Origin of the sequence: Streptomyces bullii (assembly GCF_042657145.1) — a bacterium.
GTDB classification, from domain to species: domain Bacteria; phylum Actinomycetota; class Actinomycetes; order Streptomycetales; family Streptomycetaceae; genus Streptomyces; species Streptomyces bullii.
This window is the reverse complement of the sequence record NZ_JBHSNY010000023.1, coordinates 1-17,383: the sequence shown is the minus strand read 5'-3', so window position 1 is coordinate 17,383 and position 17,383 is coordinate 1. Positions and strand designations below refer to the sequence as shown.

Here is a 17,383-nt window from a genome sequence, read left to right as displayed (position 1 = left end):
CCTTGCGTTCTCCCCGGCGGGCCACCGCGCGGCCCCCGTCCCGACCAGAGCGGCCGCGTAGTCGGCGTAGGTCTTGCCGAAAAACGGCTCTCGGATGATCAACGCGCGGGTGGAGACGGTGCACGAAGGGCCCGCCTACCGCCCGCGCCTTCGCCAGGCGCCCGGGTGCGCCCATTCCGAGCAGAACGGCCGGGTCGAGCCGTAGCCCGCTAGCTCTTCCCCCAAGGATCCCCTTGGATGTTGATGGACCACACACCGTAGGCGTCCTGAACAGCCCTCATGCCAGTGACCTTGAAAGTCGGGTCGTCACCTTTGCGCGGGGCGTACGCCACAACCGTGTCCCTGTCGTGAAGGCCGTCGCCGAGTTCCTTGCTGAACACATCGTCCAGCTTGCTGGCGATCGTGTCGATCAGGTCGTGCACGTAGCAGATGTCGGTGGGGTACGTATCTCCGCCGCCCAACATGATGTAGCTTCGGTCGAAACCGTCGCTCCAAGTACCGACCATCACATCGGCGATGGGTCGCTGACCACTAGGACTCATTACTGGGAGCGGCGTGTACTCACCTTTCTGTCCCTCGGCACTCGCCTTGAGTGCTTCCTCCCAGGCACCCGAGAGCTGTTGGAGCAAGAGGCTCGCACCCATGTGATTCTCCTTCGCACCTCGATCGGTCCGTCTCCTCCATCGCGTCGCGATCCGTCTTTGCATGCCACTCGGATACCGCCAAACGGGTGACAGTGTGACCGCCGCGCAACGCCGGGTGATCCCGGCCTCTGCGGTCCTTCCGGCCGCGGGGTCGAGGAACAACCGCGCCGGAACGTGCGGCAACGGCTGGTCGCTGCGATGCCGCAGATAACGGGGCTGCTTCACGCGTACTCCGGAGCGCGTCTCAGCAGGTGACGCCTGGTCCTGCCGCAGATGACAGCCCATTAACTGCGGGAGCACCTCAAGCCGGTTCGTCGCCGACGCTCGGCCAGCCGCCCACCAGGGCGCTGGCTCCGCAACCCGCAGGTTCCGGCTCTGCTGCGAGACCTCTCCACCGGAAACCGTGCCGCTCACGCACGACGCCATCCAGGCCCTGCCGAACTGGCGGACCGCCGCCTATCTGCGCGACCTCCTCATGGACAGCGGCGTCCTGCCTCACCTCGACCGGCGGCTCCTTCTGTTCGAACGATGGCTCTCCCGGCGGATCGCCACCACCGCCGACGCCCGCATGCTTCAGCACTTCGCTACCTGGCACCAACTCCGCAAGCTCCGCGCTTTAGAGGTCATCTCATTTGGCGGGTCGGCGGTAGCAGATGCGGGTGCAGGCGAGGGCCGTTAAAGGCCGGGAAGTGCTCGGCCTTGCGTTCGTAGCGGCGGTGCAGGCGGCGGCAGCCGCCCAGCCAGGCCATGGTGCGCTCGATCGTCCAGCGGTGCCGGCCCAGCCGGGTTGAGGACTCGATGCCCTTGCGGGCGATGCGCGGCGTTATGTTGCGGGTGCGCAGCCACTTCCGCAGGTGGTCGTAGTCGTAGCCCTTGTCGGCATGGAGCTTGGCAGGGCGGCGCCTGCGCGGGCCGCGGCGGGAGCGGATCGGCGGGATGCCGCGCACCAGCGGTTCGAGTGCCTGGCTGTCGTGCAGGTTGGCGCCTGAGATGCCGACGGAGAGGGGAAACCGGTCCGCTCTGTGATCAAGTGGATCTTCGAGCCGTTCTTGCCCTGGTCGACAGGATTCGGACCTGTCAGCTCCCCCCTTTCATGGCCCGCATGTTCACCGAGTCGATTGCGCAGCGCGACCAGTCCAGGTCTCCGCGCGAGCCCAGTTCGTCGAGGATGAGGCGGTGCAGCTTCGCCCAGACCCGGGCAGCGGTCCATTCGGTGAAGCGGCGGTGTGTGGTTGGCCCCGATGGGCCGAAGACCGGCGGCAACTGCCGCCAGTGCAGCCCGTGGTGGCGACGAAGATGATCGCAGCCAGCACCTCGCGATCCCCGTACCGGCGCCGGCCGCCGCCCTGTGGCCGCGATGGCGCGAGTGGGACCACCCGCTGGAACAACTCCCCCAGCTCGTCCGGCACCATACGCTCGACTATCACCACACAGTGCGGACTACCCAGCACGCCAAATGAGACGACGTCTTAGCCATGCCTGCCCCTCGCGGAGAAGATCAGACGGTGGCGAACGCAGCCATCATCATGCGGTCTTCGTGTTCAAGATTGTGGCAGTGGATGACGTAGCGGCCCGCGTAGTCGGTGAACCGCACTGCGACGTCGACATGCTCGGCAGGCCGGACGTCGACAGTGTCCTTCCAGCCGTGGTCGAACGGTCCTGGGCCCTGGGAGGTCCCACGCCCGATGATCTGGAAGGGGTCCAGGTGCACGTGCACGGGATGGTGCAGGTCGGTGCGGAAACGCCAGATCTCCGTCTCGCCGAGTGGCACCGTGGCTGCCATGACTTCCGGGTCGAAGGGTCGACCGTTGATCACCCAGCCTGACTTGCCGTGCACCTCGCCACGGGTGAACGACCACTCGCGTACCCGGGCGCCGGTGGTGTCGAGCGGCTCGATTTCCGACAACCGATCGGGCAGTCGATCCGCTGGGGCGCTGTCGTCGCCGGAGCGCCGTGCAACCACGAACCGCATCACGGCGCCCATCGGGCCGGAGCCGAACCGGTTGCGCAGTGTGACCTGGGTGCCGACGGGATACTTAGAGAAGTCCACGAGGACGTCGAACCGTTCCGCCTGCGCCATCACCAGGTGCTCGTGCTTGACCGACGTGGCGAGCAACCCACCGTCGGAGCCGACCTGCGTGAACATCGCGCCGGCAGTGGGCGGCGGGTCGAGCGCCAGGTCGAGGCGTCGGGAACTGCAGCCGTTGAGCAACCGCAGTCGGTAGCGCGCGGCGTCCACCTCCAGTACCGGCCAAGCAGCCCCGTTCACAAGCATCACGTCGCCGAGGACCCCCTCGATGTGGCCGTCGTCGACGCCCGGGGCGTCGACGTGATGGTGGGCATGCTCTCCCGCGCCCGCGTCAGGGGACGGGTAGTGGAGCTGACCGTGCTCGTCGAAGGAGCGGTCCACGATCGCCAGTACAATCTCGCGGTCGCTGTGGGGCAGCGGCAGAACGTCTTCCTCATCATCGCGCACCAGGTGCACTCCCAGAAGGCCGCGATACACCTGCTCGCCGGTGAAGTCCATGCGGTGGTCGTGGTACCAGAGCATGGCCGCCCGCTGCCTCATCGGGTAGACGTAGTCGCGGCTCTCGCCGGGGCGCACCAGGTCGGTGGGGTAGCCGTCGCTCGCGCTGGGCGTGTGGCCCCCGTGCAGGTGTACCGAAACCGGTACGTCGAGTGCGTTGCGGTGCCGCACCACCGCAAGCCGGCCGCTGCGCGTCTCCAGCAGCGGGCCGGGAAAGGTGCCTCCGTACGTCAGCAGGTCGGTTCGGGCTCCGGGCAGTACCTCAAGCGTCGTCGGGCGCTGCACGAGATCGAACACGTCGCGCCCATCGGTCGTCGACGGCCGGAGTACTGGCATCGAAGGCAACGGCACGGTGAACGGCCGGGGCAGCGCAATCCTGCTGGGCAAAAGCTGGCCGGTCGAGGTCGACGGGGATATCGAACAGCCGGCCACGGCTGCGCCCGCTCCGGCAGCGAGGCCCAGGAACCTCCGGCGTGAAGTCGTCATCGTTCCTCTCCCGGTGCGACCCGCCTCATACGCCGCTGCGGGCGCGCCCAGGACGTGAAGGACCAGGCGGCGAGCAGCACCGCCGTCAGTACGATCAACACTCCAAGGGGGATGTGCACGGCCAGGTTGCGCTGGTGTCCCATGCCGATCTGGATCCCCTCGGCCATGAAGACGACCGGGACGAAGAGGAGCATCGGCCACCCGGCCCCACGGTTCGCCGCTACGTGCCCGAGCGCCGCGGCGCCCCATACCGCAGTGGCCGGTACCAGCAGGACGCCGATGCTGCTGTGCGTCGCCAGGATGTCGAAGTTGCCGGACAGATAGCCGCCGGCCGACACCGGCTGCGCGAGCGCCAGGGCAGCGTGGAGCAACAAAGTCGCCCTGAGCAGCCAAAGAGTCGTGGTCGCCACCGATCGTCCCCCATCGCATCCGTTGTGCTCATCGGTATTTCAACGAGTAATAGATAAACACTCTACATGTAGGCTGTCTACTTGTTGAACCAAGCCCGTACGCTGCTGCCATGAAGGCTGATGCGCTACGAGGGCACCTGGACGCGCTGATCCTCGCGATCTTGGAGGGTGGTGGCCTGCATGGTTATGCCATTTCCGAGGCCCTAGCGGCGCGCAGCGACGGCGCGCTCGATCTCGCCACCGGGACGCTGTACCCGGCGCTGCGGCGCCTGGAGGCCGCTGGACTGCTCGTCAGCACGTGGAGCACGGTCAGTGGGCGCAAGCGCCGCACTTACAGCTTGACCCCTGCCGGCCGCAGGGCCCTGCGGGCTGAACGTGCCGCCTGGCGTGGCCTTGCCAGTGTCGTCGAGGCCGTGCTCCGCCCGGGCTAGCCCCCAGCACAGGCGTATGCCGACCCGCGTCGCATCAGCACGGCCCGGCGCGCTGTCACGGACGTATCAGCTGGCCGCCAGGGTATGCCGCGCAGATACCGCGACACCGGCGAGCGGCAACACCACCAGGGTGAGCGCCAGCATCCAGAGTCCGGCATCAGCGCCGTCGGCAGTAACGATCATCGCGACACTGGTCAAGGGCACGAACGTCGTAGCGGCGAGTGCGAAGGCGCCAGTGAATCTTGCTGTGGCCCGGCCATCGAACCACCATGGGCTGCCGCCCCCGGTGGCCACGAGGACGAGCAGCGCGCCGCCCAGGACGATCCAACTGCCTGCCTCGATCGTGTCGTCAAGCAGGCGGAACACCCATGTGTCGGAGCGGGCCCCGGCGGTGTTCGAAGCCAGGTTGAGACCGGAGTCCCAGAGGAGTGGTTGGTAGCCGAGAACGAACAGAAGGAGCCACGCCGTACGCCGGGAAGCGGCCACGGCCAGCGTCGTCTGGAACGATGCCGCGATGTCCGCCACCGAGCCGAAGTCAACGACCGCCCGGCGTGCGGCGGACTCCTCGTCGTGACCGGCTGCGACGAGCGCCTCGGTGGCGTCATCCAAATGATCCGCCGCCTCGCGCACCAGGCCGCGACGGATGCGCCCAGGGCCGACGAGCGCGGCGTCGAGGCGCGCGAGGTAGTCCGGACGTGGATCTGCCATGGCGTGCATTGTGCCCGTTGCGACCTCCCGACCGCATCAGGGATGCCCCGGATCCTCAGCCCCCGGGGTCCATCCGACCTTGGTTCCCCGAGCGGGACCGGCACAGGTCACAGCCTCCGGGTCCGGGACCAGTCCGACCCACCGGTGGTGCGCTCTCGGAGAGAATCCCGTTTGATCACCTTTAGCCTCGATCTTTTGTGATGGGCCGCCGACGGAGTCGGCGGCCCATTTCGTTGCCGGTGACCGCGGTCGGGCAGGCCGTGGGCCCGGGTGTCATCTCACGTGGACGCCGGGTTCCACTGCTCCGGGCTGGAACGTTCTCTCGAGGGGACGGGTCAATCCACTGATCAGCCGGGGTTCGGTAGGAGTGGCAGACGTTCGAGGGCGCCTATGAGCTCGCCGGTCCAGGGCCAGTGGCGGGCGAGGCGGAGGATGCGGCGCCGGCCGGTGCTGACGAGTTGGCCGGCTGCGGAGAACAGGCGCAACCGCAGGCGGCGCGGTTCCCAGAGGCGGGCCTTGCCGGTCAGGGCGAGCATGGGCATCCAGGCCAGCAGATCGAGAGCGGTCTGGACCCGATAGGCTGCTTCGCCTGGAAAGTACCTCCGGCCAAAAGGACCTCAGCAATCCATTCTCGCTGGTCAGAGACACTTTCTGCTTGCTTGATCACCTGTCGGACGGCACGTTTCATGCGGGCGCGGGGGCCGGGCCTCGGCTGAGGAGCGGCGCGCGCCCGGACGAGCATCCGCGAACGCTCCACCCGCGGCGCGCCCATCTGCGATCATCGACCCGTCTCTGAGCGAGCGACACGAACTGAGGTAGCACCATGGCGTGGGCCTATGCGGAACTGGCCAAGGAAGCAGCCAAGCGCGGCGGTCCCGTCGCGCTGCGGTACTTCTACCGCGGCCAGGGCTTCATCATCGGCAGCGCCCTCACCAGCGGCGCCATCGCCGGGACCGTGGCCTATGACAAGTGGAGCAAGCGCCGTGCTGCTGCCGCTGCTGAGCCGGTGGGCGAGAGCACCACAGAGGCGCCGGCCCGCGGCGACGCCCAGGAGACCAGGCACAGCTGAACCGCCCGGGCCAGGCCGTTCTTACTGGCCCGGGGATTCCCCGGGCCCCTGGGGTCGAATAACCCGCCACTGCGCAACGCCGCAGCCCCGGGTCGACGACGTCGAAGTCGTACGTCGTGCCGTGCTCGGCGAGTGTCCCTCGCCATTCAATCGAGTCATTTGACAGCGAACCTAGTCGCGCCTTGCTGTGCGGCCCGTGGCCGTCTTAAGCCTCCGGTAGCCTGCTGTGCCATGACAGACGTGTCCTGATGGGCTGATGGCCTCGCGCGGTGTCCGCGCTGGCCGGTGTCATTTACGGCGTTCATGCGCTGCGGATCGGCCGTACCGCGAATGAGGCCGCCCACCAGCCCAAGCGGGCTGCGGACCGGGCGCTGGTTTGCGACCATCTCACGGCCCAAGTCGCCCGGCTGGTCGACGATCACTGTCGGACCCCCGCTGGAAAGCCCGATCACGTCGGAAAGCGTGAGGAGCGCGCCGATTACCGCTTCGATCGCCTTGAAGTCGGGGTCGCCCGCCCAGCAGAGACAGCCCCACGGGCGCCCGGACCGCCAGAGGTCACTCTTCGGGCTCCTGGCGTTTCTCGCCGGTCCGAGGGTCCTCCGCGGGGATCGGATGTGCCTGATGGGTGCCGGTGTCGATGAGGATCTGTGCGGCATGGGTCACGTTGTCGGCTCGGACGGCCCTGGCCATCGCGGCAAGGGCGGCGTCGGGTGTCGCGTGCGGCGGGACCACGAGAAGGGAGAAGTGGTCCTGGTCGCCCCGAGTGATCAGGACGGTGTCGTCACCGACCGGGAAGGAGTCGATGTGGACGACTTGGTCGTCGATGACCAGGCGCGTGGGAAGTTCATCCCATGCGGTGGCGTCCAGGCCGACGCGTGTGATGGGGCCGAGGTGCCCGGTCAGTACGCGGATGAGGTCGGGCAACTCCGCGCCGATGTCGCGGGAACGCGGCCACCACGCGCCGTCGAGGTTGCCTTCCCGGGATTGTGTCGTCTCCAGCCGCAGACGAACCGTCCCGGGTTTTGCGGCCCGATGGATCGCGTCCGGCAGGAGCCCGGGGGCGCGAGGGGTGTCGGATTCGTTCATGGCGTGTCCGCCTGTCTGCGGGCTTCGGTGTCACCGCCGAACGCGAGACCCTCCTCCTCTCACCGTAAGTCGTGCGCCGCCGCACCGGCTGCGTTCGCTGGTGGTTCCGGACTCGCTGCCTCTCGGTAAAGCGCCTGCTCACGCGCACGCTCAGGGGCCTCGGAGCGGCGTAGAGTGAAAGAACCGGGAGTACTTCGCACACCGGCCGCCATGTCGGTGTCGTTCCCGGCGAACAACAACACCGGCCTCCGAGAGGAGGCCCGGGGACAGGTCCGCGTCATGACCGCGACCATCGAACCCACGATCATCGAAGAGCGCTTGCCTACGGCGCCGGCCCGGCTGTCCCTGGCCCCGACCCGCTCGGCTTCAGGTCTCCTGGACGGTGCCTGGTGGCCCCGCTCCCGTGATCTCCTCCGCGAGATCCCCACGCTCACAGACGCGCTGGACGCATGCTGGGGCCGGATCACCCACGTCACCGTGAACCCGGCCCATTGGCCCGTCATCCCGCGCAAGGTCCCCGTCACGGGGCACACGGTGCGTGTCGGCTGGTTCGCCGCCGAGCAGGACCCGAACAAAGTGATCCTTTTCTCCTACACGGTGGGCCGCCTGGACCTGCTGGTGATCCCTCCGGAGACGGACCCGGCCGCCGCCGCCCGGCTGATGGCAGCAGCAACCGTTCCGAGAGGCATCCGCACGGCCAGCGGTCTGATGGCCGACGAGGCCGTCAGCCACGACGCGACGGACACTCAAAGCCGGGAAGAGGAATGGGAGACCGACGGCGGAGCCGCGATCGGGATCTTCAGTTCCGCCCTGAGGAGGTGAGGACGTGGAGGCAGCCGTCACCGTCGCCGTGATCATCTTCTTGATCATTGCGGGCATGTTCCTGATCCACCGGCTCAGAATGCAGCATGACGAAAGGATCCGGGCGTTCCACTACAGCGATGCCCTGCCGGGAATCCGTCGGCGGACCCGTAAGAGCCCACGCGCCACCGCGCCGAACGGCCCTCCGGCCGACAGCACACGCCGTGAGCACCGAGAGGGGAGCCGCTGATGCCGCAGACCTACTTCCAGCCGGGGGTGGGTGTGAGGGGACGGCCGTCACACCCATCGGCACGTCGCCCCTGATGCACGTCTCCCTGATGGAGCAAGAGGTCGCCATGAAGTCACCGGAACTGCCGTCAGCCGGGCATGCGGAGGTCCGTATCGTCGCCGCGGACCCGGAGGCGGCTCGCCATGTTGCGGAGGTTCTCCGCCGTTGTTTCGCCGCCACCGAGGCGCGCAGCTACCCCGCGGGTGCCGACGGCGGAACACGCCTCCACCTCACCGTGGACACCAGACGCACGGCGGAGCCGGTGCGCTCCTGGCTGTTGACCAGCCGTTCCTCCCGGGACGATCACACAGAGCCGGACGAAATCTGAGGGAAGGGGCCTCAGCGGGGCAGGAGGACACCGCCCCAGACGTACGGGTTTCCCTCGGTGCCGGCACGAGAGGCGGGCGACCATGGCGACACTGCACGAGCGGGAGCACTACCGCAAGGCGATCATGAAGACCCTGTACGAGGCCATCGAAGGCAATCGCCTGCTCGGCCTCACCGGGGCGCAGCTGCGCGAGGACCTCGCCATGCCCGAGGATGACCTGGCCGCCGCCTGCACGTACCTGGCGGACGAGGGACTGGTCCAGGTCGACTGGGCGCGAGGAAACACACCCGCGATGGTCACACTGACGCACAAGGGGATCCAGTTCATGGAGACCCAGGAGATGGACAGTAACTGACCGCCGACCCGCGCTCAGGGCGGCGGCTGGCCGCATGGCGGCCATGTCCTCCCCTATAAGCGAAATGGCACCCTGGGCATACTCTGGTGAGTGGGCCGGTGCACTCTCACGTGCAACGACCCGGAAGGGCGGACCCGGTGTGTATACGCCGGGACCGTTGCGTCACCGGCACAGGGAGAAGGTGTGATCCACTCGGCCGATCTCCGCGAGTGACGCAGCTGCGACGTCGTTGCCCCGAAGGGCCAGTCGTTGACGCCTGGAGGCTGACGTGGCGCTTCTGAGCGCCTCTGATCGAGCGCCTGCGCGCTGGCTCTCTCCAGTTGCCGTTGGGGTGTGCTCAGCGCTTCCTGGAAGAGCGGGTGGACCGGCCCGTTCTCCGAGGAGGAGCGCACCATGGCGCAACCGGTTAGTCGGCCAACGATCAGCGCTGAGCAGTTCAGCCGAGTGTGTGACGAGATCAGGAGCGCGGCGGCGCCCGAAAAGAGCGCTCAGTCCATCCGGGACTGCGCTCTGCGCATCGTGCAAACCCTGGGCCTGGCGCTATCCACGGATGACCTGAGCGGGCTCCTCGCCGAACTCATGGCCCCTGGCGCGGCCCCACCCCCAGGGAGCCCTCACTACACCCGAGAGGCCATCCTGGACATGCCTGACGAACAGCGAGAAGAAGATGAAGGTCCGGTCAGGTAGAGGGCGGGCCGGCACGAGTCATTGCGTCCTCCGAAACGGCCGTACCGGAACCACGTCCTCGAACCTGGCCGTCGCGCAGTCCAGCAGGGGACGCCGCCGAAGCCTACCTGCGGCGTCCACGCACGGCTCGACGTACGGCACGGCCTCGTCTGTCCCAGTTACGGCCAACACCCCCAACGTGCTCACCCCGCACGACTAGGTTCACTGTCACAGAAGCCGAAATGACTTGGTTCGCTCTCACTCGATTGGATGACAAAGGACAGCGAGGTAGGCGACGTCGCCGCGGCTTTGTGGCCGAAGCGGACGTCCCCTCGACGACGGCTTTGGCGTGGAGCCTTTCGACCAGGACCTTGACGGCGAAGTCGGCCGGGGACAGATGCGAGAACGCCAGGGTCAAGGGCAGGTGAGGACCGCGTCCACGGCACTGGAGGGTCCGCAGCCGGCCGCGATCCTCGAGACGCGCGCGGTGCCACAGCTGCACCGCGTCGGCGACGGCGCGGGGGTTGTCGGTGATCCCTTTTGAGCACGGAGACGGACCAGCCGACCGTCCGAAGCGCCTGTACGGACGAAGGTAGCCCGGACGATGCTGCCCCGGCCCTCGGTGCCAGCAACGTGGTGTCGAGGGCGGTGATGGCTCTCTGCCGTGCGCCAGTCACCTGGCGGCAGACTTCACGCGGATCCTGCCGCACCCACGCCAGCTGCCCGCCGACCAAGTCCTCACCGAACCCGGCCACGCCCTGCCCCACCTGCTCGCCCGGTGCGGCACCCAGCCGGATCGCTGGAACGCCCTGCTCAAGGTTCTCGCCTACGGGCCCACCGACGAAAAGATCACGTTCGGGGAACTCCTTGATGGCATCCAAGGCCCCTCCCCCGCATCAGCGCGCACGGCTTGACCGAGCCGGACTACCGCGGGGTTCGTCTGACTGAGGCGTGTTCCGGAAGTTGAAGTAGCGGAGATGCTCGAGTCTGACGCGGGTTCAGGCGGGTTCGGCGAGAAGGGCGAGCACGGCGTTGAGGGCCGTTCCGATGCCGATCCCCCCGACGGTCCAGCCGAGCGCCTTGGCGCTGTTGCGGGTGAACCAGTCGTTGATCCGCTGCAGCACTGGCTCGGCCCGGTCGTGCGCGGCGATCCGGACGGCTCCGAGGAGGACCGCCGGGAGGATCATCACGACGCAATAGCCGGCCAGCGCCCCGCCGATGACCTGCCAGGCCAGATCGGCGTTGGCGAGTAAGCCCACGGCCGCCAGGTAGGGCACCATGGTGACGACCTCCAGCGCCGTGGCCGCCAAGGCGAGGCCCACGGCCGGTAACGGGGCGCCCGACGCAGGGCCTCGGGTTCGCGGGTGCGCGCGTAGCGCTTGACGGTGTTGAGGGACAGGTTCATGCGGCGGGCGCATTCGAGCAGGCCGACGCCCTTGCCGAGGAGGTCGTGGATCTCGTGCCAGCGTTCGCGGGTGGTCTGCTCGTGGACGCCGGCCGGGCGGGGCGTGTTCGACGTCGCCCAGCAGGCGCTGTGGGAGCGGACCTCGGCCAGCGTCTTCTCCCACAGGTTCTTCCACAGGTGCCAGCGGTCGCTGACCTGCACCGCAGCTGGCAGGGCCCGGCGCACGGCCTCCCCGTATGCGCCGGAGCCGTCGCGGCAGACGATCTCGACGCCGGGGTGCTCGCGTAGCCACCGTTCCAGAGCGTCAGCAGCGCGACTCGGAAGTTCGTCGATGCGTTCGCCGGTTTCGGCATCGATCAGGACAGTCGCGTAGCGGTGGCGGCGCTTGAGCGCGAAGTTATCGACACCGAGGACGCGTGGCACCCGCACCACGGGCAAAGGCAGGCGGGCCAGAAGCCGCAGGGCGGTCGAGCGGAATATCGCCGAAGCCAGGACACGGGAGAGGCGGGCGCCCGCCCGGCCCGCTAACTCCTTCACCACAGAGCCGAGCTGGTCAGCGAGCCGGCGTGTGCGCCGCTGATAGCGTTCGATCAGGCCGGGGACCTGTTCACGGAACGTCTGCCGGGGGCAGCCCAGGACCGGGCAGACCAGGCGCCGGACCTGCACCGACACCACGACCCGCCTGCCGTCCGTCGGCACGTCCGCGATCTTACGTCGGTGGATGCCGTGCACCCGCCCCGTCGGCTGCCCGCACACCGGGCACTGCACCGGATCGTCCCGGGTCCGGGCCCGCACCCGGATGAACTCGCCCTCGTCCGCAACATCCTCGACGACCAGCGACGCGAGTCCCGAAGACACCACGCCCACAAGCTCGTTGACGTCTCGCATGCAAACGATGACCGTCACCCTTCGTTACCACGATTACGGGACAGAGCCGAGGATCGGACAGGCCCCCCGCACAGATGCGCTCGCGCAGAAGGCCGTGGAAGCTGCTCAGGGGCAGTACACCGCCGTTTCCCGGCGAGGCTTTGACTGCGTTGGGAGTCACAGCGATGCAGCACACCGGGTAACGAGGGCACCCGTCCATCACGGCCAGCTGGAGCAGAGGCGCGCCCACCTGAGGCGCCGCATGACGAGAGGGACGAGTTGGCGATGCGTGCACTGACCGTGCGGCCTGGTGAGAAGGAATCCGTCGAGGTGCGGGATGTGCCCGACCCCGTCCCGGCAGCCGGCGAGCTGCTGGTCCAGGGACTGGCAGTGGGGGTGTGCGGAACGGACAAGGAGATCGTCCGGGGCGAGTACGGCTGGGCCCCTGCGGGCCGTGAGCGGCTGGTGCTGGGGCATGAGTCCCTCGGGCGGGTCAGGCAGGCACCGCCCGGCAGCGGCTTCTCGGCCGGTGACCTGGTGGCCGGGGTGGTGCGCCGACCGGACCCGGAACCATGCGGTGCCTGCGCACGCGGAGAGTTCGACATGTGCCGCAACGGCCGCTACACCGAACGCGGCATCAAACAGATCGACGGCTACGGGGCGCAGACGTGGTGCGTGGAAGCCGACTACGCGGTGAAGCTGGAGCCGCACCTCCAGCACGTCGGCGTACTCGTGGAGCCGACCACCGTGGTGGCAAAGGCATGGGAACAGGTCGCGCGTATCGGTGCCCGTTCGTGGTTCGAGCCCCATCGCGCCCTGGTGACCGGCGCCGGGCCCATCGGCCTGCTGGCCGCCCTCCTGGGCACACAGCGCGGACTGGAGATGCACGTGCTCGACCGGGTCACCGAAGGGCCCAAGCCCCGTCTCGTACGGGACTTGGGCGCCACTTACCACGCGGAGGACATCGAGCAGGTCATCTCCGCCGTCTGCCCGGATGTCATTATCGAAGCCACTGGCGCGAACGAGCCCGTCCTGGCCTCGCTGACGGGCACCGGGTCCTACGGGGTGGTGTGCCTGACCGGGGTGTCGCCCGCGGGCCGCAGGATGACGGTGGACGCGGGGGCCATCAACAGGGAGATCGTGCTGCAGAACGACGCGGTGGTGGGCTCGGTCAACGCCAACCTGCGTCACTACCGCCAGGCCGCCGATGCGCTGGCGAAGGCCGACCTGTCGTGGCTTGAGCGCATGATCACCCGGCGGGTGCCGCTGGAGCGCGCGCTGGAGGCGTTCAGCCCACAACCGGACGACGTCAAGGTGGTCATCGAACTGTAGGCGACGAGATCCGAAGGAAGGCCCCTGGATGTCTCACAACACCGCTCCCTTGGTCGTGGTCATGGGCGTGTCGGGCTCGGGAAAGACCACGGTGGGCCAGCTGCTGGCACAGCGCCTCGGTGTTCCTTACGCCGAGGGGGACGACTTTCACCCCGCACCCAACGTGGCGAAGATGCGAGCCGGCCACCCGCTCGATGACGAAGACCGCCGCCCCTGGCTGGACAAGATCGCACAATGGCTGGCCGACCACGCGGACAGCGGCGGAGTGGTGACATGCTCGGCGCTGAAGCGGCGCTACCGTGACCGGCTGGCTTCCACGGTGCCACGCCTGGTGTTTGTTCACCTCGATGGCTCCCCGGAGCTGATCGCCGCACGGATCACCGAACGACGGGGCCACTTCATGCCGCCCGACCTGCTCCGTACGCAGTTTGCCGACCTTGAACCGCTGGCCGACGACGAAGCGGGCGCGGCCATCCCGATCGACGGGACCCCACGGCAGACCGCTGACCTCGCTCACGCCGCCGTCACCTCCTTGTGAGCTGCCGACGAACCGGCGAGCACCGGAGCCCCGGTGCAGCGCTGTCGCGTCGGGGCGCGGTCTCAAGCGCCACCGTTTTCCTGCGGGTCCTCGGTGCCCCGATGCCGGCGCAGAGCGGGTGCGGCAAAGCCGTACCTCACCCGTCGGTGTGGCTGCCGTCTCCGGCACGCCTGGGTCGGCTGCCCACCACGGCACCGGCGTGTGCTCGGGCTGTGGGATCGCGCCTGGACTTGATCAGGCTGGCCACGGTGGTGACCGTGAGCACGGTACCGATGACGGCCAACGACACGGCGGTGGTGATTTCCGGGATGCGGGATTCGATGCCATGGCCCCAGTGCAGGATGAGCTTCACGCCGATGAACGCGAGGATGACTGCTAGCCCCGGCGACAGGTACACCAGGCGATCCAGCAGCCCGGTGACCAGGAAGTACAGCGCCCGCAGGCCCAGCAGGGCGAACGCGTTCGCCACGAAGACGATGTAGGGCTCCTCGGTCACGCCGAAAACCGCGGGGATCGAGTCCAGGGCGAACAGGATGTCCGTGCCGCCGATGGCGATGAACACCACGAACAACGGCGTCACCGCGCGTCTTCCGCTGACACGGGTCACCAGCCGCCCGCCCTCATAGGTCTCGGTGACGGGCAGGAGCCGTCGGCAGGACCGCACCAGCACGTTGTTCTCCACATCGGGGTCCTGGTCACGGTGCCGGTACAGCTGCACCGCCGTCCACAACAGCAGCAGGCCGAAGAGGAGGAACATGAAGGAGAACAGCGACAGCAGGGCCGCACCCAGAGCGATGAAAACAGCCCGCAGCACGAGGGCGGCGATGATGCCGAAGCTCAGTACACGCTGCTGATGCTCACGCGGCACCGCGAACGTCGACATGATGATCACGAAGACGAAGAGATTGTCGACGGACAGGCTCTTCTCCACGACATAGCCGGCGAAGTACTGCGCGCCGTACTCCCACCCCACCACCTGGGCGAAGACCACACCGAAGACCACCGCGACCGCAATGTAGAAAATCGACCACAAGGCGGCTTCCCGGAACCCCACGACGTGCGGGCGCACCGTACCCACCACCAAATCGACGGCGAGCAGCGCCACAATCACAGCGATGGTCAGCACCCAGCCGACTGCGGTAACCGACATCCCAAAACCTCCGCACCACGGGACTCAAGGACATCGCTTCCCGCCCGGCGACGCCAGCCACCGCTGGCATGGCGGTGTACCGCGGCGATAGACGCGGCTCGCTCCGCGAGGTCCTGCGCGCCAACGGCGTCCCAATCCGCCACGGGGCTGCTTCCGGCGACGCCGCCCCGGTGTGCGACCGTGCAGGACCGGCGCTCGGCCACCGCCCCGCGGGCTCGCGGGCCCCCGCTGAATAGGAATCCTTTGATGAACGGGCGCGGCAGGGTTTCCGGCAGCGTGCGGTCCAAAGGCGCGCCGCCGGTGGCGGACGGACCGAGGTGCGGAAGCCGGAGTTCAGCAGGACGGCGTACCCCGCCGAAGTTTGTGAAAGCTGTCGACGTACCTGCGGATGGGCACGTTCGCCGGTCCCGAGCCCGAGAGGCCAAGGGACGTTGCCCATGTGGACGGTCGTTCTTTGGCCGAACGCCGTCGGAGTGATCAGCACCCGGTCCTCCCCGCGAGGCCGAACGTCACTGGTCGCCGGAGCTGCGCGGTGCTGTCATGGGTAGGGGAGACTGCGTGGACGAGCCGGCAGCCGCGGAGTCCGGCGCCCCGCGAGTTGTCCGCCCAGGCGGCCCGACCACGGCCGCCCCCGTCGCACAGCGGGAGGCCGATGCCATGCTTCGCCGCCGCACGGTCGGTGACGTGATGACCGAGGAGGTCGTCACCCTCCGCCCCGATACGCCGTTCCAGGAGGTCGCCGCCCTGCTGGACGCGAACGACATCGTCGCGGCCCCCGTCGTCGACGATGACGGCGTCCCCGTCGGCGTCGTGTCCGCGTCCGACGTGCTGCGGCACGAGACCGGTATGCCCGATCCGCAGGGAAAGGACGGGGACGACGAGCGCGCCTGGGGCAAGGCTCGGGCCCGGACGGCGGGTGCACTCATGAGCAGCCCCGTCTTCACCGCCCGCGCCGACTGGACGATCCCGCAGGCCGCTCGGGAACTCCGCCGACGGCACGTCAAGCAGCTGCCAGTGGTCGACGACAACGGGCTCCTCACCGGCATCGTCACCCGCAGCGACCTGCTCGACGCCTTCATCCGCTCCGACGCCGAGATCCGCGGCGAGATCGAGCAAGACGTCCTGGCGCGGATCCTCGGCCTGGACAACGACACCGTCGTGGTCGACGTCCAGGAGGGGGTCGTCACCCTGCGAGGTCACGTCCCGGAACCGCGTCTGGGCCCGGTGGTCGTGGGCCTCTGCCAGGGCGTAGACGGTGTCGTCGCCGTGGACGCCCACCTCGCCGCCGCCCCGGCGGGGCTAGACGAGTAGCTGTTGCGCGTCCAGGACCTGCCGGACGAGGTGGTGTGCTCGCGGCCGGGGCCCGAGCTCGCCCCGGCTGGCCCCGTGGTACAGCTGCGGTTCGGCGACGGCAAGGGCTGTCCATCCACGTGAACGGGCGGTGAGGGCGGCGATCGGCGTGGCCAGTGCCCAGGTCCGTCCCTGGCCGAAGTGAGCCGTCCCGCTGCGGTGCCGAGCCGAAGCCTCCCTGCGCGCACCCCTCTGCGGGGCTCGGCGCTCTCTGCCTTGCTGCTCAACGTCGAATCCTTCTACGCCGGACCGGCTGGGCCCCGTTACTACGCCGCAGCCGCCCTGATGAAGGCGGCTGCCGCCGTCTCGACGTCCCCCGGCGTGGTGTCTGATCGCCAAGTACTGCCCAGAGCCATCGCCCAACGTTACTCACTCGCTTGCGAGACCAGCTCACCCGTGCCTCGCTTCCCTTTCTGCTGCCATGCGGGGATCGCGTGGGCTGCCGGCTGCACCGTCGGAGTATGCAGCGATGCACCGGCGGGTGGTGGCACGGACAACGCCTCGGGGGTCAAGCTGAGGGTGCAGGGGCCGCTGCGCGCGGCCGTTGACGGGAGGCGAAGCGATGCCCGGCACAGTAGTGGTCGGGGTGGACGGATCAGCCGCTGCTCTGGCCGCCGTGGAGACCGCCGCGCGCGAGGCCCTGATGCGCAACGCGGAGCTGCATATCGTGCATGCCTTCGTCTGGCCCGCCATGCACGTCCCGCGCGGCGCCTCGCCACTCGGCCCGCCGGTGGGGAGTGTGCGCGAGAGCGTCGAGCATCTCCTCGCCGAGGCCATCGCCCGGGCCCGGACCACGGCTCCCGACGTGGAGACGAGTCACGGTGTTATCGCCGGTGAGACGGTGACTGCGCTGGAGGCGGAGTCGCGCAGCGCGCAGCTCCTCGTGGTGGGCCACCGCGGGACGAGTGGTTTCACGCAGCTGTTGCTGGGGTCGACAGCGG

17 protein-coding genes and 4 pseudogenes are annotated in these 17,383 nt (G+C 68.5%); 10 read left to right on the top strand and 11 right to left on the bottom strand.

From position 1 onward, the window contains the following. Positions 1–209: 209 nt before the first annotated feature. The 4 genes and pseudogenes from ACFPZJ_RS38300 to ACFPZJ_RS38285 form a co-directional block, all read right to left on the bottom strand. The gene (locus tag ACFPZJ_RS38300; protein ID WP_381031511.1) at positions 210–644 is read right to left on the bottom strand and encodes a hypothetical protein; all 435 of its coding nucleotides are present in this window, start codon (positions 642–644) and stop codon (positions 210–212) included. A 628-nt stretch (positions 645–1,272) separates the two neighbouring features. Then, a pseudogene (locus ACFPZJ_RS38295) lies at positions 1,273–2,056 on the bottom strand (IS5 family transposase). An 86-nt stretch (positions 2,057–2,142) separates the two neighbouring features. After that, positions 2,143–3,657, bottom strand: coding sequence for a multicopper oxidase family protein (locus ACFPZJ_RS38290; RefSeq protein ID WP_381031509.1), 1,515 nt, complete (start codon positions 3,655–3,657; stop codon positions 2,143–2,145). Next, positions 3,654–4,067 (bottom strand): hypothetical protein, encoded by a 414-nt coding sequence (locus ACFPZJ_RS38285; RefSeq protein WP_381031507.1) that lies wholly within the window; start codon positions 4,065–4,067, stop codon positions 3,654–3,656. The genes ACFPZJ_RS38290 and ACFPZJ_RS38285 overlap by 4 nt, the downstream gene beginning before the upstream one ends. Before the next feature lie 110 nt (positions 4,068–4,177). On the opposite strand from ACFPZJ_RS38285, the gene ACFPZJ_RS38280 reads away from it, so the two are divergent. Then, positions 4,178–4,498: a PadR family transcriptional regulator gene (locus ACFPZJ_RS38280; RefSeq protein ID WP_381031505.1), complete on the top strand. Its 321-nt coding sequence runs from the start codon at positions 4,178–4,180 to the stop codon at positions 4,496–4,498. Between the two features lie 66 nt (positions 4,499–4,564). Here ACFPZJ_RS38280 and ACFPZJ_RS38275 read toward each other — a convergent pair whose 3' ends face one another. Both ACFPZJ_RS38275 and ACFPZJ_RS38270 read right to left on the bottom strand, forming a co-directional pair. Next, on the bottom strand, positions 4,565–5,206 hold the full coding sequence (locus ACFPZJ_RS38275; RefSeq protein WP_381031503.1) for a permease prefix domain 1-containing protein: 642 nt from the start codon (positions 5,204–5,206) through the stop codon (positions 4,565–4,567). Positions 5,207–5,553: 347 nt separating this feature from the next. Then, positions 5,554–5,778 (bottom strand): annotated as a pseudogene (locus tag ACFPZJ_RS38270) (transposase); the annotation flags it as partial. Positions 5,779–6,029: 251 nt separating this feature from the next. Between ACFPZJ_RS38270 and ACFPZJ_RS38265 the strand changes: the two are divergent. After that, positions 6,030–6,275 carry a hypothetical protein gene (locus ACFPZJ_RS38265; protein WP_381031501.1) on the top strand — a complete coding sequence of 82 codons (246 nt, stop codon included), beginning with the start codon at positions 6,030–6,032 and terminating at the stop codon, positions 6,273–6,275. Positions 6,276–6,830: 555 nt separating this feature from the next. Here the strand turns inward: ACFPZJ_RS38265 and ACFPZJ_RS38260 are convergent. After that, positions 6,831–7,361, bottom strand: coding sequence for a DUF5994 family protein (locus ACFPZJ_RS38260; protein WP_381031499.1), 531 nt, complete (start codon positions 7,359–7,361; stop codon positions 6,831–6,833). A 279-nt stretch (positions 7,362–7,640) separates the two neighbouring features. Here ACFPZJ_RS38260 and ACFPZJ_RS38255 point away from each other — a divergent pair, with 279 nt between their 5' ends. The 4 genes from ACFPZJ_RS38255 to ACFPZJ_RS38240 all read left to right on the top strand — a co-directional run bounded on the left by ACFPZJ_RS38255 (position 7,641) and on the right by ACFPZJ_RS38240 (position 9,134). Further along, positions 7,641–8,183, top strand: coding sequence for a DUF5994 family protein (locus ACFPZJ_RS38255; RefSeq protein ID WP_381031497.1), 543 nt, complete (start codon positions 7,641–7,643; stop codon positions 8,181–8,183). A gap of 4 nt (positions 8,184–8,187) precedes the next feature. After that, positions 8,188–8,412 (top strand): hypothetical protein, encoded by a 225-nt coding sequence (locus ACFPZJ_RS38250; RefSeq protein ID WP_381031495.1) that lies wholly within the window; start codon positions 8,188–8,190, stop codon positions 8,410–8,412. A gap of 106 nt (positions 8,413–8,518) precedes the next feature. Beyond that, complete coding sequence (locus tag ACFPZJ_RS38245) at positions 8,519–8,779, top strand: hypothetical protein (protein WP_381031538.1); 261 nt, start codon at positions 8,519–8,521, stop codon at positions 8,777–8,779. An 82-nt stretch (positions 8,780–8,861) separates the two neighbouring features. Beyond that, entirely contained in the window at positions 8,862–9,134 is a 273-nt protein-coding gene (locus ACFPZJ_RS38240; protein WP_381031493.1) for a hypothetical protein, read from the top strand. Between the two features lie 997 nt (positions 9,135–10,131). Here ACFPZJ_RS38240 and ACFPZJ_RS38235 read toward each other — a convergent pair. The 3 genes and pseudogenes from ACFPZJ_RS38235 to ACFPZJ_RS38225 form a co-directional block, all read right to left on the bottom strand. Continuing rightward, a pseudogene (locus tag ACFPZJ_RS38235) lies at positions 10,132–10,224 on the bottom strand (bifunctional riboflavin kinase/FAD synthetase); the annotation flags it as partial. Positions 10,225–10,798: 574 nt separating this feature from the next. Then, complete coding sequence (locus ACFPZJ_RS38230) at positions 10,799–11,218, bottom strand: GAP family protein (RefSeq protein WP_381031491.1); 420 nt, start codon at positions 11,216–11,218, stop codon at positions 10,799–10,801. Beyond that, positions 11,125–12,093 (bottom strand): annotated as a pseudogene (locus ACFPZJ_RS38225) (ISL3 family transposase); the annotation flags it as partial. The gene ACFPZJ_RS38230 and the pseudogene ACFPZJ_RS38225, both read right to left, overlap by 94 nt. 264 nt (positions 12,094–12,357) lie before the next feature. Here ACFPZJ_RS38225 and ACFPZJ_RS38220 point away from each other — a divergent pair. Both ACFPZJ_RS38220 and ACFPZJ_RS38215 read left to right on the top strand, forming a co-directional pair. Next, positions 12,358–13,404, top strand: a complete 1,047-nt coding sequence (locus ACFPZJ_RS38220; RefSeq protein ID WP_381031489.1) for a glucose 1-dehydrogenase — start codon at positions 12,358–12,360, stop codon at positions 13,402–13,404. Between the two features lie 28 nt (positions 13,405–13,432). Then, complete coding sequence (locus ACFPZJ_RS38215; protein WP_381031487.1) at positions 13,433–13,942, top strand: gluconokinase; 510 nt, start codon at positions 13,433–13,435, stop codon at positions 13,940–13,942. Between the two features lie 136 nt (positions 13,943–14,078). Here ACFPZJ_RS38215 and ACFPZJ_RS38210 read toward each other — a convergent pair whose 3' ends face one another. Next, positions 14,079–15,092 (bottom strand): TerC/Alx family metal homeostasis membrane protein, encoded by a 1,014-nt coding sequence (locus ACFPZJ_RS38210; protein ID WP_381031485.1) that lies wholly within the window; start codon positions 15,090–15,092, stop codon positions 14,079–14,081. 657 nt (positions 15,093–15,749) lie between these two features. Here ACFPZJ_RS38210 and ACFPZJ_RS38205 point away from each other — a divergent pair. Together ACFPZJ_RS38205 and ACFPZJ_RS38200 are read left to right on the top strand one after the other, a co-directional pair. Then, complete coding sequence (locus tag ACFPZJ_RS38205) at positions 15,750–16,403, top strand: CBS domain-containing protein (protein WP_381031483.1); 654 nt, start codon at positions 15,750–15,752, stop codon at positions 16,401–16,403. 601 nt (positions 16,404–17,004) lie between these two features. Continuing rightward, positions 17,005–17,383: universal stress protein (locus ACFPZJ_RS38200; RefSeq protein WP_381031481.1), on the top strand; the 379-nt coding region annotated here is incomplete at its 3' end.

Bases quoted from the DNA above. Each gene is read 5' to 3' on its own strand.
- ACFPZJ_RS38300 (WP_381031511.1), bottom strand. From the start codon at position 644: ATGGGTGCGAGCCTCTTGCTCCAACAGCTCTCGGGTGCCTGGGAGGAA.
- ACFPZJ_RS38255 (WP_381031497.1), top strand. From the start codon at position 7,641: ATGACCGCGACCATCGAACCCACGATCATCGAAGAGCGCTTGCCTACG.
- ACFPZJ_RS38265 (WP_381031501.1), top strand. From the start codon at position 6,030: ATGGCGTGGGCCTATGCGGAACTGGCCAAGGAAGCAGCCAAGCGCGGC.
- ACFPZJ_RS38290 (WP_381031509.1), bottom strand. From the start codon at position 3,657: ATGACGACTTCACGCCGGAGGTTCCTGGGCCTCGCTGCCGGAGCGGGC.
- ACFPZJ_RS38275 (WP_381031503.1), bottom strand. From the start codon at position 5,206: ATGGCAGATCCACGTCCGGACTACCTCGCGCGCCTCGACGCCGCGCTC.
- ACFPZJ_RS38245 (WP_381031538.1), top strand. From the start codon at position 8,519: ATGAAGTCACCGGAACTGCCGTCAGCCGGGCATGCGGAGGTCCGTATC.
- ACFPZJ_RS38205 (WP_381031483.1), top strand. From the start codon at position 15,750: ATGCTTCGCCGCCGCACGGTCGGTGACGTGATGACCGAGGAGGTCGTC.
- ACFPZJ_RS38210 (WP_381031485.1), bottom strand. From the start codon at position 15,092: ATGTCGGTTACCGCAGTCGGCTGGGTGCTGACCATCGCTGTGATTGTG.
- ACFPZJ_RS38240 (WP_381031493.1), top strand. From the start codon at position 8,862: ATGGCGACACTGCACGAGCGGGAGCACTACCGCAAGGCGATCATGAAG.
- ACFPZJ_RS38220 (WP_381031489.1), top strand. From the start codon at position 12,358: ATGCGTGCACTGACCGTGCGGCCTGGTGAGAAGGAATCCGTCGAGGTG.
- ACFPZJ_RS38215 (WP_381031487.1), top strand. From the start codon at position 13,433: ATGTCTCACAACACCGCTCCCTTGGTCGTGGTCATGGGCGTGTCGGGC.
- ACFPZJ_RS38260 (WP_381031499.1), bottom strand. From the start codon at position 7,361: ATGAACGAATCCGACACCCCTCGCGCCCCCGGGCTCCTGCCGGACGCG.
- ACFPZJ_RS38230 (WP_381031491.1), bottom strand. From the start codon at position 11,218: ATGCGCCCGCCGCATGAACCTGTCCCTCAACACCGTCAAGCGCTACGC.
- ACFPZJ_RS38280 (WP_381031505.1), top strand. From the start codon at position 4,178: ATGAAGGCTGATGCGCTACGAGGGCACCTGGACGCGCTGATCCTCGCG.